Below are 17,091 nucleotides of genomic sequence, written 5' to 3'. Positions count from 1 at the left end.
AAGGTCACGCGGGGGTCGGGGAGTGTGCGCGGCGGGGCGCGCCTCTCTCTTTCGTAGTCAGTGAAACGAGAAGGGGAACACCATGAGCACCATCAGGACGATGCTGGTCGAGCTGACCGGAACGCCCGAGTTCGCCGAGGCCATCGGTGACGACGAGGACCTCAGCGCCAGCGGGATCGACTCCGGCGACCTGGTGCGGCTCATCCTGCTCATCGAGCAGCGCACCGGCGCCGAGGTCACCGCCGAGGACATGGAGGGCCTGACCACCATCGCCGACTACGAGCGCTTCCTCGCCGGGCGCGCCGCCGCCACCGAGCAGCCGGGCGCCGCCTGATGTGGCTGGCCCAGCTGGCGGAGCGCAACCGTCAGTGCTTCCCGGACCGGATCGCCCTGGTGGACGAGCAACGCTCCGTCACCTGGGCCGAGTTCCACGACCGGGGCATCAGTCTCGCCCGGGGCCTCGCCGGTCTGGGCATCCGGCGTGGCGACCGTGTCGCGGTGCTCTCGCTCGACCGGATCGAGGTGCTGGAGTCCTACTTCGCCCTCGCCCGCATCGGGGCGCTGTTCGTGCCGCTCAACCACAGTCTGACCCCCGCCGAGGTGACGGGCATCGTGGAGCGCACCGGCGCGGTCGCGGTGATCGGCGAGAGCGCCCTGCTCGCCCGCCACCCCGACCTTCCGGTCCGTACCCGGATCCCGCTGGACGACGAGTTCGCGAAGCTGGGAGCCGAGGGCGGCCCGGAGCTGGCGGACATCCCGGACGACGCCCCCGCCGCGATCCTGCACACCTCGGCCACCACCGGCCAGGCCAAGGGCGTCACCGTCGACCACGCCTCGTTCCGGGCCATCGCGCTCGGCTGGCTGGCCGTTGCGCGACCCGCCGACGACATGGTGCTGGTCAACTGCTGCCCGCTCTACCACGGCAGCATGGTCGTCTCCCTCACGTACATGGCGGCGGGCGCGACCGTGGTCCTGATGCCCGGGTTCAAGCCGCAGACGGCCCTGGCCGCGATCGAGACACACCGCGCCACGCACATCTGGCTGGTCCCGCAGATGCTGCGCTTCGTGCTGCGGGCCAAGTCGGCGGAGAACACCGACCTCTCGACCCTGCGCGAGATCCTGTACGGGGCCGCTCCCATGCCGCTGGACATCTACGCCGAGGCCGTCGAACGGCTCGGCTGCGGATTCCGGCAGGTCTACGGAATGACCGAGGTCGGCGGGCCGTTCGTCACGCTTGGCCCCGACGAGCACCCGGCGCCCGACGCGGTGCCCGAGGTGATCCCGGCCGGGCGGGTCATCCCGGGGATGTCGGCGCGCGCCCTCGATCCGCAGGACAACGAGGTCGAGCCCGGCGCCATCGGGGAGATCGTCGTGCGTGGTCCCGGCCTCATGCGCGGCTACTGGGGCAACGACGCCGCCACCGCCGAGATCACCGTCGACGGCTGGATCCGCACCGGTGACCTCGGGTTCATCGACCGCGACGGACTCATCCGGCTGATCGACCGCAGCAAGGACCTGATCATCCGGGCCGGTCAGAACGTCTACCCCTCGGAGATCGAGCGCGCGCTCCAGGCCCACCCGGCGGTGCGCGACGCGGCCGTCGTCGGCGTCCCCGACGAGGACTTCGGCGAGGTCCCGCTGGCGTATGTGGTGGCCGAAGAGGGCACCGGGACGGTCGAGTTGCAGAAGTACCTGGCCCAGCACCTCGCCGCGTACAAGCGTCCCCGGCGTATTGAGTTCATCGACCAGGTGCCGCGCAACCCGGCCGGAAAGATCATCAAGAAGCTACTGCGTGCCTGACCGCCGCTTTGACGCCGGGCCGGAGGACAACTCCTTTGGCTCGGCGTCGGCGGAACGGGCGCTGCGCCTGCTGCAACCCGTCCTGCGCGCCCAGGGCCTCTCCCTCGGCCTGGCGTACGCGCAGGACGCCTCGGCGTGCCCGGCCGGGCCCGGGGAGGAAGAACTCGCGGCCACCATGGGGCCGGTCCGCCGCCGTGACTTCCTCGCCGGGCGCCTCGCGGCCCGCCGGGCGCTGGCGGAGCCGGGGCGGGCCGAGGCGGAGATCCTGCGGGACGGCAGACGACCGAGGTTCCCCGCCGACCGCGTCGGCTCGATCAGCCACTCCGGCGGCCTCGCCGTCGCCCTGGCCGCACCCGCCGAGCGCTTCCACGCCGTGGGATGCGACCTCGAACTGCGCGAACTCCCGCTGAACACCGCGCACATCGTGCTCGGCCCCGACGAGCGGACCTGGACGGACAGCACGCCCGAACCGCTCGCGACGCGCCGACTACTCACCGCTTTCTCGGCCAAGGAGGCGGCCTTCAAGGCGTTCGGCGGACTGCTCCCTCAGTCGCCGCCCGCGACCCTGCTCGCCATCGGGATACGGCCGGTGCCGGGCGGCTTCCGCGCCTGGACGGACGGGCAGGCCGTCGACGTGCGGGTGCGCCCGGCCGGTCCCGGGGTGTTCAGTTGGGCCGCCGCCCCCGTGGTGCGGCGGCCCAACGGCCTTGCTACGCCTTCGCGTTGACCAGTACGGCCATGTTCCCGGCGGGGTGCTCGTTGTCGTGGAGCAGCTGGTGCGCCTTGCCGATCTCGTCAAAGCCGAGCGTGAGCGACAGGCAGGGGTCGATCAGACCCTGGTCGATGAGCCGGGTCACCTCGCGGGCCTCACGGGCGTTGGAGACATGGGAGCCCTGGAGGCGCTTCTGGCGCATCCACAGGAACCGCAGGTCCACATCGCCGTTGTAGCCTGTGGTGCCGCCGCAGATGACGACCATGCCCGCGTTGTCGCACATGTACATCGAGGTCGGGATGGTGTCGGCGCCCGAGTGCTCCAGGACGATCCTGGGTGCCCGGCGCTCGCCGAGCACCTCCCAGAACCGCCGTCCGAAGGCGCGGGCGCCCTTGAGCCACTTCGCCATGGCCTCGTCGTCCGAAGTGTGCGGCAGCCGGCCCCAGTGGTCGAACTCGCGCCGGTTGATATAGCCCTTGGCGCCCAGGCTCACGCAGTACTCACCGCGCTCGTCGCTGGAGACGACGGCGACGGGGATGCCGCCGTACTGCCGTACCAACTGGATCGCCATACAGCCGAGCCCACCCGCCCCGCCCCAGATCAGCACCGGGTCACCGGGGCGCACGGTGTGCGGCTCCCAGCCGAGGAGCTGACGGTAGGCGGTGGCGGCGGTCGCCATGTAGCAGGCGGACTCCGCCCACGAGAGACGCTTCGGCTTGGGGTGGCACTGGTACTCGTCGACGACCGCGAACTGGGCGAACGAGCCGAAGTTCTCCTCGTAACCCCAGACCCGCTGCGAGGTGGAGGTGCTGGGGTCGGCGCCCAGCCGGATGTCCTCGGCGCTCTCGTCCCACGTGGAGGCGAGCAGCACGATCTCGTCGCCGGGCTTGAGGCGTACGCCCTCGCCCACCGCCCAGACGATGCCGGACGCGTCGGAGCCGCCGATGTGGAAGTCCTCGACGGCGCCCTGCTTCTGGCGGGCGGCTATCACATCGACCGGGTCGCCGAGCGAGGCCCAGACGTTGTTGTAGTTGACGCCGGCCGCCATCACCTTGATGAGCACCTGGCCCGGCCCCACCGGGGGCACGTCCACGACCTCGGTGCGGAAGGCGTCGATCGGCCGGCCGTAGCGCTCGGGCCGGATGAGCGAGGCGTACATGCGCTTGGGCGCCTCGCCCAGCGGGGGCGCGTCGCCGAGTTCATAGAGGTCCTGGGTCACGAGGAGGCTCCTGACGGTGCGGGGGCGGGGGAGTGGGGTGTACGGGGGCTCATCCGGTGGAAGGCCGCAGGGCGGCCGCCAGGACCGCGGCGACAACCGCCGTCGGCTCCGGCTCGGTCATCTCGTAGTGCGTGCAGGACACGGCGTGGTCGGTGAGGACACCGCCGACATACGGGCGCCAGGCCTCGGCCTTGCGCAGGGCGAGTGCCACGTCGTCCGGGTCGCCGCCGTCATCGGTGGCGCTGAAGAACAGCACGTCGCCGTTGTACTTCTCGGGGCTGAACTGGTGGGCGATGGTCAGGTTGTTGCGCATCACCCGGGCGATCGTCACCGCCTCCTCCCGGGTGATCGGCGACGGTCCGGAGCTCTCGCCGATCAGCCGGATCACCTCGTCGACGTCGGTCGCGCCGCCCTCGGGCATCTCCAGACCCACGACCCGTACGAGCAGGGACGCCACCTGGCGCTCCGTCTCCGAGGGATCGGCGGGCACGTCCTGGGGCAGCGGAGAGTCCAGCATGGCCAGCAACTCGACCTGCTCGCCCTGGCGTTGCAGAGCCACGGCCATCGCGTGGGCCACGAAACCGCCGTAGGACCAGCCGAGCAGGCGATACGGGCCCTCGGACTGCACTTCGCGCAGGTGCGCCAGGTAGAAGCCGACCATCTCCTTGGCGTCGGCGGCCAGGGGCAGGATGCCGTCCAGGCCGTGCGCCTGGATGCCGTACACCGGCTGGCGGGCGCCGAGATGGGGGAGCAGCCCGGAGTAGCGCCAGGCGATGCCCGCGCCGGGCTGGATGCAGAACAGCGGACGCTGATCGCCGTCGGCGCGCAGCGGGAGCAGCGGGGCGAACGCTTCCCGGCCGCTCACACCGCCCCGCCCTGCGAGAGTGACGAGCCCGGCGACGGTGGGCGCCGACAGGAACGCGGCGGCCGGTACGTCCACGACCCTGTCCCCACGCATCCGGCCCGCGAGCAGCACGGCCCGCATCGAATCGCCGCCCAGGTCGAAGTAGTTGTCGTGGACGCCGATGCCGTCGATGCCGAGCGCTTCCTCCCAGTACCCGGCGACCGTCCGCTCCAGGGCGGTGCGGGGTTCGGTGTACTCGGTCGTCAGATACGGACGGGGTGCGCGGCCCGGTTGTCCTTCGGGCTGTTCCGCCGCGGTCTCGGCGGCGAGCGGCTTGGCGCCCGGCGCGTCGATCCAGTGCCGACGGCGGTCGAAGGCGTACCCGGGCAGCGGCACCCGGCGCGGCTGGGTGTCCCCACCGGCGATGTCGACTGGCACGCCCGCGCTCCACAGCCTGCCCAACGCCTCGGCGAACACCTGCCCGTCGGGGGTCTCGGCCTTGGCGTGGCGCATGGTGGGGATCGTGGTGACGTCCCCGAGGCGGGCCCCGGCCAGCTTGGCGAGGCCGTCGCCGGGGCCGATCTCGATGAACACGGGGTTGTCGCGTTCCCACAGCGCGGCGATGCCATCGGTGAAGCGGACGGTGTGCCGGGTGTGGTCGAGCCAGTGCGCCACGCTCGTCGCCTGCTCGTCGGTGATCCAGGTGCCGGTCACATTGGTGACGTACGGAATGCGCGGCGGGCGCAGGGTCACCGTCCGCAGGGCGTCCCCGAAGGCGCCGAGGATCGGGTCCAGGACGTGGGAATGCGCGGCCGCCGGCATCCGCAGCCGCCGGAACGCGACCGAGTCGGCGAGCAGCCGCGCCTCCAGGGCCGCCACCGCGTCCTCGCGGCCTCCGACGGTGCACGCCTCCGGGCCGTTGACGGCCGCGAGCGACAGCTCGTCGGTGAGGTAGTCGCGCAGGGCCTCCTCGCCGAGCGCGACCGAGACCGTGGCGCCGCCGGCCGACGAGATCAGCCGGATCCGCTCGGCGACCAGCGGCAGCATCTCCTCCAGGGACATCACCCCCGCCAGACAGGCCGCGGTGTACTCGCCGAGCGAGTGGCCGATGAACGCGGCGGGCCGTACGCCCTGCTCCATCAGCGCGGTGGCCAGGGCGTATTCGGTGACGACCAGTGCCAGGAAGGCGTCGACGCTGCCGGGGTCGGTGTGCTCGTACAGCGCCGTGCGCACATCGCGTCCGGTCGCCGGGAGCAGGATCTCGGCGCACCGGTCGACGGCGGCGCGGTAGGCCGGGAGTTCGCGGTAGAGGTCGGCGCCCATGCCGATGTACTGCGTGCCGCCGCCGGGCAGCAGGAACGCCACTGGTGGGGCGTCCTCGCCGCGTACCTCGGCCGGGGCCTGGAGCGGGTGGAGCAGGATGCGCGCGGCCTGGTCGGTGCTGCGGGCGGCGACGGCCGCGCGATGGGGCATCGCGGGGCGGTCGGTGCGCAGGGAGTGGGCGACGTCGGCCAGGTCGAGGTCGGGGTGGCGGGTGAGGTGCCGCCCCAGGTTCTCGGCCTGTCCGCGCAGCGCCCCGGGGGTGCGGGCGGAGAGCGGCAGGATGTGCCATCCCTCGGTCCGCTGCGGCCGGGTTGCGGGCGCGGGCGGGGCCTCTTCCACGATCACATGCGCGTTGGTGCCGCCCACCCCGAAGGCGCTGATGGCGGCCCGGCGGGGCTCAGCACCCGACTCCCACTCCTCCAGCGACGTGGGCACCCGGAACGGGCCCGTGGCGAAGTCGATCAGCGGGTTGGGGCGCGTGAAGTGCAGCGTGGGCGGGATCTGCCGGTGCTCCAGCGCAAGTACGGCCTTGATGAAGCTCGCTATACCGGCGGCGGCGCCGAGGTGGCCGATGTTGGACTTCACCGACCCCAGGGCGCAGTACCCCTTCCGGTCGCTGCTCTCGCGGAACGCCTTTGTCAGGGCGGCCACTTCGATGGGGTCGCCGATGCGGGTGGCGGTGCCGTGGGCTTCCACGTATCCGATCGAGTCCGCGTCGACACCCGCCGCCACCTGGGCCGCCAGGATCGCCTCGGTCTGGCCCTCGGTGCTGGGGGCGGTGAAACCGACCTTGCGGCGGCCGTCGTTGTTGATGGCGGAGCCGCGGATGACGGCCCGGATACGGTCGCCGTCGGCGATGGCGTCCTCCAGGCGCTTGAGGACGACCATCCCGACACCGTCGCCCGAGGAGGTGCCCGCCGCGTCGGCGGCGAAGGCCCGGCAGCGCCCGTCGGGCGAGAACGGCCCGTCGGGCACATGCCGGTAGCCGAGCAGCGCCGACGGGTTGAGGGACACGGCACCGGCGAGCGCGAGGTCGCAGCGGTAGTCGATCAGGTCCTGGCACGCGGTGTGGATCCCGACGAGCGCGGTCGAACAGGCCGTCTGGATCGACAGACTGGGCCCGGTCAGCCCGAGTTCGTAACTGATACGGGTGGCCAGGGTGCCCAGCGAGTTGCTGGTGGCCGCGTGGACCAGGGCCACCGACGCGCTCTGCCCGGCGAAGCGGGGGTGGACATGGGCCGGGTAGTACCGGCTGTCGCCCGCGCCCGCGTAGACGCCGACCTGCATATCGCCGTGGCCGTTCGCGTATCCGGCCTGCTCCAGGGCGTGGTACGCGCACTCCAGGAGCAGCCGCTGCTGCGGGTCGACGACTTCGGCCTCGGCCGGGCTGTAGCCGAAGAAGGTGGAGTCGAAGCGGTCGATGCCCTCGATGACCGAGGCCATCCGCACCACGTCCGGGTCGGTGAGTCCGGCCGGGTCGCCGCCGGCCGCCAGGAACTCCTCGTCGGTGATGGGCCGGATCGACTCCCGCCCGGCGGCGAGGTTGTCCCAGAACTCCTCCACCGTGTCGGCGCCCGGGAAACGGGCCGCCATCGCGACCACCGCGACGGCGGTGTCGTACCCGTCCTGCGGGGGTGCTGCCTCAGCCATCGTTGCGGGGCCCTTCGTGCTCGGTGTGCGGGGTGTTGGGGGCGGGGCGGCGGGAGGCCCGCGCGGCGCGCTGGCGTTCGGCCCGCTGGCGGGCGCGGTCGAGCCCGGACGGCGGGGCGCTCTCGGCGGGAGTGCTCTCCGCGACGTCGCCGACCGCGCCGGTCTCGGTGAGGTGGCGGGCCAGGGCGCGCACGCTCGGGTGGCTGAACAGGTCCACCACACTCACCTCGCAGCCCAGTTCCTCGTTGACCGCGCCCTGCGCGCGGACCAGGAGCAGCGAGTGGCCGCCGAGGTCGAAGAAGTTCTCCTCGACGCCCACCTGGTCGCGCTCCAGGACCCGGCACCAGATGGCGCTGAGGATCTTCTCCAGACGGCGGGTCCCCTCGGCGGAGTCGTCCCCGGAGGGCGCGTCGGCCGCCGATGAACCGGCCGCCCGCAGCGCCCAGTTGCCACTGGCCCCGGCAGCCTCGGCCGATGCGAGGGCGGCGGTGTGCAGGGCGCCGAGGTCGGCCCCGTCGTCCAGGACCACACGTCCGGCGAGCCGGTGCACCGGGCGGGCCGGGGCCTGGACGTGGCCGCGTACCCAGGGCTTGGCGCGGTCGGTGCCGATGAGCACATGGGGTGCGTCCAGGGTGCGCGCCAGATCGAAGGAGCGCAGCGCGGACGCCGTGTCCAGGACGCGGTAACCCCGCGCCTCCGTCAGCGACTTGAGCCCGTACCCCTCGCTCATGCCCCGCTCGTCCCACATGCTCCAGGCCAGGCTCCGCGCGTCGAGGCCCGAGCCGCGCTGATGGGTTGCCAGGGCGTCCAGGAACGCGTTCGCGGCGGCGTAGGAGGCGCTCATCGAGCCGCCGAAGTAGCCGTTGACCGAGGAGAACGAGAGGAACGACGTGGCCGCGTACTCCTGCGCGAGCCGGTGCAGCACCCAGCCGCCCGTGACCTTCGCGGCCAGCGCCGCACGCCACTCGTCGAGCCCCAGGTCGGCCACGGCCCGCTGCTCGAAGCGGCCCGCGAGATGCACCACCGAGGCCAGTGGCGCGGACCAGTAGGCGGATGCCTCGTCGACCACCGCGCGCAGCCGCTCGGCGTCGGTGATGTCGGCGCTCACGTACCGCACCTCACCGAGCTCGCGCAGTCGGCGGTACGTCTCGATCCGGCGGGCGAGAGCCCCGCCCTCGGCGACATGCTTGTCCCAGCTGTCCTCGTCGGGCAGTTGGGTGCGTCCGACGAGGAGCAGCCGGGTGCCGGGTGTCTTGAGCAGATGCTCGGCGAGCGGCCCGGCCACTCCGCCGAGACCACCGCTGACCAGGTGGAACCCATCGGCCACGGCCACCTCGGTGCGCGGCAGCGGATCGGGCAGCGGGGCCAGGCGCCGGATCCAGCGCTCGCCGTCGCGGAAGGCCACCTCGGCGTCGGCGGCGGGAGCCGCCAGCTCGCCGAGCAGCTGCTCGGCGGTCTCGTCGGGGGTGCCTTCGGATGCGAGGTCCACATGGACCGTGCGCAGCCAGGGCAGTTCCTCGCGCAGGCTCTTCAGGAGCCCGCCCGCGGCGCCGTGCGCGTACGAGGGTTGTTCGCCGGGGGACACCGCCTGGCTCGCGGCGCTGACGAAGTGGAGAGCGACCCGACCCATCTGACGAACTGTCAATTCCTGCGTGAGGCAGAGCAGGGAATCGGCGCCGTCGCGCTGGGCGTCCAGCAGCTCCACGACGCTGCCCGGCTCACCGGACGGTGCGCCGAGCGCGCCCAGGTGGAGAACGGTGTCCACCGGCCGGTCGTCGGCCGCCAGCTGGTCCAGCAACCGGCCGTAGTCGTCGCCCGCGTCGATACGCAGCGTGTAGCGGGCCGCGTCGGCGCGGGTGAACTCCGTACCGGCCGTGACGATCGTGCAGCGCGCGCCCTCCGTGCGCAGCCGGGCCGCGACGGCGTCGGCGACCTCGGCCGCCCGGGAGTGGCGCCCGGCCAGGACCAGGGTGTGCCCGCCGGGCGCGGACGGGCGCTGGATCGGCTCGGCGCGCTGCCACACCGGGCGCAGGAACCAGTCCGGAACGGTCGCGGTGCTGCCGAGCAGGATCTCCGACTCCTGCGCGATCCGGTCGAACTCGCCCGCCTCGAACCGCTTGCGCAGCTGGGTCCGCTGGATCTTGCCGATCTCCGTCTTGGGAATCGTCGCCGCCGCGACCGGCATCAGATGCGCAGGGCTGATGCCGATCTCGCGGGTCACCTTGCCGCGGATCGACCGCAGGGCCTGCGTGACGTCGGTGCCCTCTTCGAGGTGGAAGAAGAGCGCGAGTTCGTCGGTGCCCGCCGAGGGGCCGGTGCGCACCGCGCAGGCCGCGGTGAAGCTCCGTACGACGAAGGGCAGTTCCTCGACGCAGGACTCGATCTCGTGGCTGTAGTGGTTGACGCCGTTGACGATGATGACATCCTTGGCGCGGCCGGTGATGTACAGCTCGCCCGCGCGCAGGAACGCCAGGTCACCGGTCTCGAACCAACCCGCGGGCGTGAACGACTCGGCGTTCGCCTTCGCGTTGTCGTGGTAGCCGTGGGTCACCGTGGTGCCGCGCACCTGGAGCCGTCCCGCCGTGCCCTCGGCGACGACACGTTCCTGGTCGTCCACGATCCGCATGGCGAAGCCGGGGTACGGCAGTCCACAGCTGACGAACGTCTCCTCGCCGGGCTGCGGCTCGGCCGCGAGGATCGTGTCGGTGACGACCGAGGAGGTCTCCGACATGCCCCAGCACGGGTGCATGACGTCCTGCGGCAGCCCGAACGGCTTGAGGACGTGCAGGAACCGCCGGGCGGTCGCGGCGACGACCACCTCGCCCGCGTTCATCACCAGGCGCACCGGCGACAGGTCCCAGGCGCGCCCGGCCATCCGGTGCGCCTGCTCGCTGACCAGGCCGAAGGCGAAGTTGGGTGCCCAGGTGACACTGGCCCGGTGCCGGTGCACCAGCTCCATCCAGCGCAGCGGGTCCTCCAGGATCCAGGAGGTCGGCGCGTGCACCTGCCGGCAGCCCAGATACACGTCCCGCAGATGGAACATCACCACACCGGTGACATGGTCCAGCGGGATCCAGTTGACCGAGACGTCGTGCTCGGTCAGGGAGTTGAGGGACGCGGTCGCGGCGGCCCGGGTCAGGACGTTGCGGTGGGTGAGCCGGACCGCCTTGGGCAGACCGGTGCTGCCCGAGGTCAGCAGCATCAGCACCACGTCGTCGGGCTGTGCCGGGTGCCAGTCGCCGTCCTCGGGCCCGGCGCGCAGCGCGTCCGTGGTGGTCAGGCGCAGGCCCTCCCACTCCCGCCGCTCGGCGAGATCGCGCAGCCCGGCCTCGCCGGACGCGGAGGTGACGATCCAGGGGCGGTGCAGCATCTGCCACACGCCCTCCAGCTTGGTCACGGGCGCGGACGGGGTCGCGTACGAGACGGGGACGGTCAGCGGGACGGTCACGAAGCCGCCGAGCATGCAGCCCCACAGCGTGGCGAGGAAGTCCTCGGTGTCCTCGCACTGGAGGATCACCTGGTCACCGGGGCGCATCCCCAGCGCGCGCAGCCCGCCGAGAACGCGGGAGGCCTCCTCGATGAGCGAGGCATACGTCCGCCGGGTCTCGGTGCCGTCGGCGCGCACATGGACGACCTCGGCGTGCGGCCCGCTCTCGGCGGCCCGGCGCAGGGCCTGCGCCCAGTCGGCGACGGTCGGTTCGGGCAGCGGCGGCCCTTCGCTGAGCGCCGGGACGGTGTCGGCGCTCGCGGCGCCGCCGCTGTGCTCGGGCGCGTCCGTACGCGAGGACGACGAGCCGATGTAGAGCCGGCCGGTCGGCTCGGCGACCTCCTCCAGGGTTACGGTCGCGGAGCGCACCCCGGGAATCCGCGCGAGCCCCTGCTCCCACTGCTCGGCGGCCTCGGCGTCGATGACGGGCAACTGCGCCAGGGTGGCGGTGTCCAGGGTGCCGTCCGGGTTCCTGGGCAGGTCGGCGACGGCGGCGACCCGAAGAGCCTCGGTGGTCCGCCGCAGGGCGCGCGCCGCCTGCTCGGTCGCGGCAGCCCGGGTGGGTACGGCGAACACCGTGGGTCGCCCGTCCGGGCCGAGGACCGCCACGGCGTCGCGGATGTCGCTCTGGGCGAGGAGTTCGCGCTCCAGGTCCGCCGGGTCGAACGGGGTGTCCGCCGTGCTGTGGACGCGGGACGCCGTGTCCGGGGCGGGCAGTTCGCCGACTCGCACACCGGGGTCGGCGGCCACGGCGGTGAGCAGGTCGTGCAGCGACCCCGCCGCCTGCTCGACGGTGTCCCGGTCGAACAGGTCGGCGCTGTACTCGATGTGGCAGACGAGTCCGTCCGGGTCGTCGTCCGCGTCGCGGTTCTCCACCACGTCGACGAAGAGGTCGAACTTGGCGGTTCCGGTGGCGCTGGGCCGCAGCGGCGCCTGGTTCTCGCCGAGCCGCAGCACGGCCTCGGTGTTGTTCTGCAGGGCGAGCATCACCTGGAAGAGCGGATGCCGGGCCGGCGTGCGGGCCGGGTTGAGCTCCTCCACCAGCCGGTCGAAGGGCAGGTCCTGGTGGTCGTAGGCGGCCAGGTCGAACGACCGCACCCGGTCGAGCAGTTCGCGGAACTCCGGGTCGCCCGACGTGTCGGTGCGCAGGACGAGGGAGTTGGCCATCAGCCCGACCAGGTCGTCCAGCGCCTCGTCGGCCCGCCCGGCCACCGGGGTGCCGATCGGAATGTCGGTGCCCGCGCCCCACCGGGTGAGCAGGGCGGCGAGCGCGCTCTGCAGCACCATGAACAGACTCGCGCCGCTCGCGTCCCCGAGGTCGAGGAGCGCGCGGTGCAGACCGGGGGCGACATCGAGCGTGAGGTGGGCGCCGCGACGGGCCGGTGCCTGGGGGCGCGGCCGGTCGGTGGGCAGCGGGATCTCCACCGGAAGGGCAGCCAACGCCTCCTTCCAGAAGGAGAACTGACGATCCATCAGGCCGTCCTGCTCCTCGAACAGGCCGCGCTGCCACAGTGCGTAATCGGCGTACTGGACCGGCAGTTCGTGCCAGGCCGGAGCGTTGCCCGTGAGGCGGGCCGCGTACGCCGTGGAGAGGTCGTCGGCCAGCGGGCGCAGCGACCAGCCGTCGGCCGCGCTGTGGTGCAGCACGACCACCAGCGTCCGCGCGGCGCCGGTCCCGTACAGACCGGCCCACAGCGGCTGGTCGCGCGTCAGGTCGAAGCGGTGGCGGCGCGCCGCGTCGACGTGAGCCGCGACCTCCTCGGCCGGGCAGTCGACCACGTGCAGCACGGGCCGCAGGGCGCCCGCCGGACGTATCTCCTGCCGGGGCACACCGCCGGACTCCGGCAGCAGCGTGCGCAGGGTCTCGTGCCGGTCGGCGACATCGGCGAGGGCCGCCCGCAGTGCGTCCACGTCGAGGTCGCGGTCCACGGGGACGACCAGCGGGATGTTGTACGTCGCGGCCGCCCCGTCCAGCTGGTTGAGGAACCACATGCTCTGCTGGGTGAAGGAGAGCGGCACCGGGTCGGGGCGCTCGGCGCGCACGAGGGGCGGCCGGGCGGGGCTCTGGCTCGGTGCCAGGTGGGTGGCGATCGCGGCCGGGGTGGGCAGGGCGAAGAACGTCGCCATGGAGATCTCGGCGCCGGTGGCCGCGCGAAGGCGGGTCATCAGACGGGTGGCGAGCAGCGAGTGCCCGCCGAGGTCGAAGAAGTTGTCGTCGACGCCGACCGAGCCCTGCGGAAGCCGCAGCAGCTCCTCGTAGAGCCCGCACACCAGCGCCTGGGACTCGGTGGCCGGTGCGCCCCCGCTCGCGGCGGCGGTGAAGTCGGGGTCGGGCAGGGCCTTGGCGTCGAGCTTGCCGTTGGCGGTCAGTGGCAGCGCGTCGAGCAGGACACATGCGCTGGGCACCATGTGCTCGGGCAGTGATGTGGCGCAGTGGGCGCGGAGTTCGGCCGGTTCCGGGCGGGTGCCCGGCGCGGGAACTGCGTAGGCGACCAGGATCCGGTCGGCGGCGCCTTCGGTCTCCCGGGTCACCACCGCCGCGCGGGAGACGGCGGGGTGGGCGAGGAGCGCGGCCTCGATCTCGCCGGGCTCGATCCGGAAACCGCGGATCTTCACCTGCTGGTCGCAGCGGCCCGCGTACTCCAGGGTGCCGTCGGCCGAGCGCCGGGCCAGGTCGCCGGTGCGGTACATCCGCTCACCGGCCGGGCCGAACGGATCGTCGACGAAACGCTCGGCGGTGAGCTCGGGGCGGTTCAGATACCCCCGGGCGAGCCCCGGCCCCGCCACATACATCTCGCCCACCCGGCCGGGCGGAACCGGCTGGAGGCAGTGGTCCAGGACGTACACCCGAAGATCCGGCAGCGCGGTCCCGATGACGCTGCGCGCCTCCGGGTCCTCGATGAGTGCGCGGGTCATGCGCTGATGGGTGACGTGCACGGTGGTCTCGGTGATGCCGTACATGTTGATCAGCGCGGGCGACGCGTCGCCGTGCCGCTCCACCCACGACCGCAGCTGCGCGGGCTCCAGCGCCTCACCACCGAAGACGATGTAGCGGAGAGCCAGCGGGCGGCCGCCGTCGTGTGCTTCCTCCTGCGCGAGCTGCTGGAACGCCGAGGGCGTCTGGTTGAGGACGGTGACGCCTTCCGCGCGCAGCAGCTCCAGGAAGTCGCGCGGCGAGCGGCTGGTCTCGTACGGCACGACGACGAGCCGGCCGCCGTACAGCAGCGGTCCCCAGATCTCCCACACGGAGAAGTCGAAGGCGTACGAGTGGAAGAGCGTCCACACGTCGTCGGCGCCGAAGTCGAAGTGGGCGGTGGACGTCTCGAAGAGCCGGACGACGTTGGAGTGCGGGATCACCACACCCTTGGGGCGGCCGGTGGAGCCCGAGGTGTGGATGATGTACGCGGCGTCCTGCGGGGTGAGCGGCGTCGGGCGGTCGGCGTTGCTCAGGTCGGTGTCCGGCCGTGCGGCCAGGTCGCGCTCGACGGTTTCGTCGCCGAGGACGACGGGGGCCGCGCCGGTGTCCGGCAGCGTCGGCGCCGTGAGCGCGTCGGTCACGAGCAGCGCGGGCGCGGCGTCCTCGGAGACCGCGCGGATGCGCTCGGCGGGGTAGGCGGGGTCCAACGGCAGATAGGCCGCACCGGACTTGAGCACCGCGAGCAGACCGACGACGAGTTCGGCCGAGCGCGGCAGCGCCAGGGCCACGATGTGCCCGGGTCCCGCGCCGCGCTCGACGAGAAGGCGGGCCAACCGATTGGCGCGCGCGTTCAGCTGCGCGTACGTGCGGTGGGTGTCCCGGTGGGTGACGGCGACCGCGTCCGGGGTGCGGGCCGCCTGGGCCTCGAACCGGGTGGACAGCACGGCGTCGGGCGCGGTGTGCGCGCTCTCGACGGTTTCGTACGAGGGGTGCTCGTCGGGGTGCAGGAGGCTGGTGCGGGAGATCGGCAACTCATAATCGGCGTCGATGAGTTGGTCGAGCAGAAGCAGCAGGCGCTGCTGGTGGTCGGTGAGGTCGGCCTCGGTGTAGAGCGCCGGGTTGGCGTCGAAGGCGAGCCACAGCCCTTCGCCGCCCGCCCCCGGCCGTACGCTGATCTGGAGGTCCTCGACCGCGCCGCCGGACAGATGGTGGGAGGTCGTGCGGTGGCCGCCGAAGGGCGGCTCCTCGTCGAACGGGACGAGGTTGACGACCGGGCCGTACAACCGCCGGTCGCCGCCGATGAGTTTGAGGTCGCGGCGCAGATCCTCCGCCCGGTACTGCTGGTGGCGGCGGACATCGCGTAACTCGGCGGCGACGGATCGGACCAGCTCACCGGCCGTCGTGGCGGGGGTGACCGCGAGGCGCAGCGGCAGGATGTTGGACGCCGTGCCGGGGGTCCGCAGCGCCGAGGAGCCCAGACGGCTCATGGTGGGCAGGCCGAGCACGATGTCGCGCTGTCCGGTGACCCGGTACAGATAGGCGGCGACGGCCGCGACGAGGAGGTCGTTGCGGGCCGCGCCGAGCCGCGCGGCTGCAGCCGAGAGCCGTTCGGTGTCGGCGGCCGAGAGCAGGACGGTGCGGCGCAGGAAGGCGGGCGCGGGCGGTGCGCTGCCCTCGGTGAGGCCGACCGCGCCGGGCGCGTCGGCGAACCGTCGGGTCCAGTACGCGCGATCGCGGGTGAAACGCTCCGAACCGCGGTACGCCGTCTCCTCGTCGAGGAGACGGCTCAGCGGGGCGAACCGGGTCGGCGGCACATCCTCGCCGCTCGCGAGCGCCGCGTACACCTCGGACAGGCGTCGGGCGACGAGCTTGTAGCTGTAGCCGTCGAGCAGGATGTGGTGGGCCCGCAGGAACCAGAAGTAGCGGTCGGGCGCCACGGTGAACAGGGCGTGGGTGAACAACGGCCCCTCGGCGAGGTCGGCCGGGGTGGCCATGTCGGCGCGAATCCATGCCTCCGCAGCGGCCGCCGGGTCCGGCTCGCCGCTGACGTCCACGAGCCGAAGAGGCCAGTCGTCACCCGCCGCCGGCACACAACGCGGCCCGTCCGGGGTGTCGGCGAAGCGCAGGGCGAACGTCTGCGCCTCGCCGACGGTGCGCCGCAGGGCGCTCTCGAAGAGCGCGGTGTCGACGGGGCCGTGGATCTCCACGTACTCGGCGGTGTTGTACGCGGCGTTCGCGGGGTCGAGCCGCTGGGCGAACCAGAGGCCCTGCTGGGCTCCGGACAGCGGGCTACTGGCGTCCTCCTGGACAGACATGGCACCAACCCTCATTAGGCGTAGGTAAATTCTCGGCACACACGAAGTTCCCGTGGGCCGCCGTTCGGGAAGCCGTCGGCAGGCGTGTGCGGTCCGCTCACTGCGTCAGCGGAATTCTGATGCACGAAGACGGCACCGAAATGCGTCGCCGAAATGCCGCTGCGGAGGCGGGACTTCGAGGAGGCCGGGTGGTGCCGTGGTGAGGCCAACCTTTCTCAGGTCAGTAACCCTGCATGAGGAGAAGTCGGACGGTCAAGGGGAGGATCTCCCGCGTGTGTCGCAGGGCGGCGGCCTCAATCCCCTGTGATTACGGGGTTCATCGTGCCTCATAGCAGGCGCACGGCCACAAGAATCCGGCCAGCTTCGGACGTTCAGAGTGCGTTAACGAATCGGTCATGGCCGATTGTCAATCGTGCTCCTGGCAAGTGCCAGCCTGCGAAAACTCCTGTACACAGGGGGTGTTGGGGGTCGATGGGGCGATCATGTTCAGCCAAATACGGTTGCGTGACGGGGAAGATCGGTCCCGGCCGGTTGGCGCCGGGTGGCGATGGGTATTCCCTGAGCGGCGGATGCGGAACCTGTCCACTCGGTTCTGAGGGATAGGTCACTCGCAGAGGTGCCCTCCTGCCTCTTGCGAGAGGCAGGAATTCCCGCTTCACTGAAGCCGATTCGGGATCCCGGGCGTCGGCCAATGCGGCCGTGGAGTAATGCGCAAGGGGTTTCCGTGTTTTCGCGTACCCGCGCTGGCGTACCGTGTGAGCAGCCGTTGCCGGGCGGGGAGACGCGGATGGGCGCGGTGTGACGCGTGGATGAAAATTGAAAGG

At 72.3% G+C, this 17,091-nt stretch carries 6 protein-coding genes; 3 read left to right on the top strand and 3 right to left on the bottom strand.

The features are described 5' to 3' along the window. The first annotated feature begins 82 nt into the window (after nt 1-82). The 3 genes from BG418_RS32395 to BG418_RS32385 are packed head-to-tail and all read left to right on the top strand — an operon-like array spanning nt 83 to nt 2,527. On the top strand, nt 83-334 hold the full coding sequence (locus tag BG418_RS32395; protein WP_188277612.1) for an acyl carrier protein: 252 nt from the start codon (nt 83-85) through the stop codon (nt 332-334). After that, nucleotides 334-1,800 (top strand): class I adenylate-forming enzyme family protein, encoded by a 1,467-nt coding sequence (locus BG418_RS32390; RefSeq protein ID WP_188277611.1) that lies wholly within the window; start codon nt 334-336, stop codon nt 1,798-1,800. Before BG418_RS32395 ends, BG418_RS32390 begins: the two co-directional genes overlap by 1 nt. Continuing rightward, nucleotides 1,793-2,527 carry a 4'-phosphopantetheinyl transferase superfamily protein gene (locus tag BG418_RS32385; protein WP_188277610.1) on the top strand — a complete coding sequence of 245 codons (735 nt, stop codon included), beginning with the start codon at nt 1,793-1,795 and terminating at the stop codon, nt 2,525-2,527. Before BG418_RS32390 ends, BG418_RS32385 begins: the two co-directional genes overlap by 8 nt. Here the strand turns inward: BG418_RS32385 and ccrA are convergent. Genes ccrA through BG418_RS32370 form a run of 3 tightly spaced genes read right to left on the bottom strand, consistent with a single transcriptional unit; the run spans nt 2,511 to nt 16,267 of the window. Beyond that, nucleotides 2,511-3,731 carry a crotonyl-CoA carboxylase/reductase gene (gene ccrA, locus BG418_RS32380; RefSeq protein WP_188277609.1) on the bottom strand — a complete coding sequence of 407 codons (1,221 nt, stop codon included), beginning with the start codon at nt 3,729-3,731 and terminating at the stop codon, nt 2,511-2,513. The two genes, BG418_RS32385 and ccrA, sit on opposite strands and share 17 nt — an antisense overlap. A 49-nt stretch (nt 3,732-3,780) precedes the next feature. Next, nucleotides 3,781-7,548: a type I polyketide synthase gene (locus tag BG418_RS32375; protein WP_188277608.1), complete on the bottom strand. Its 3,768-nt coding sequence runs from the start codon at nt 7,546-7,548 to the stop codon at nt 3,781-3,783. Beyond that, nucleotides 7,541-16,267: a non-ribosomal peptide synthetase gene (locus tag BG418_RS32370; protein WP_188277607.1), complete on the bottom strand. Its 8,727-nt coding sequence runs from the start codon at nt 16,265-16,267 to the stop codon at nt 7,541-7,543. The genes BG418_RS32375 and BG418_RS32370 overlap by 8 nt, the downstream gene beginning before the upstream one ends. Nucleotides 16,268-17,091: the final 824 nt, after the last annotated feature.

The organism is Streptomyces sp. CBMA152 (assembly GCF_014596475.1).
GTDB lineage: Bacteria > Actinomycetota > Actinomycetes > Streptomycetales > Streptomycetaceae > Streptomyces.
This window is presented reverse-complemented; position numbering and strand designations above follow the sequence as displayed.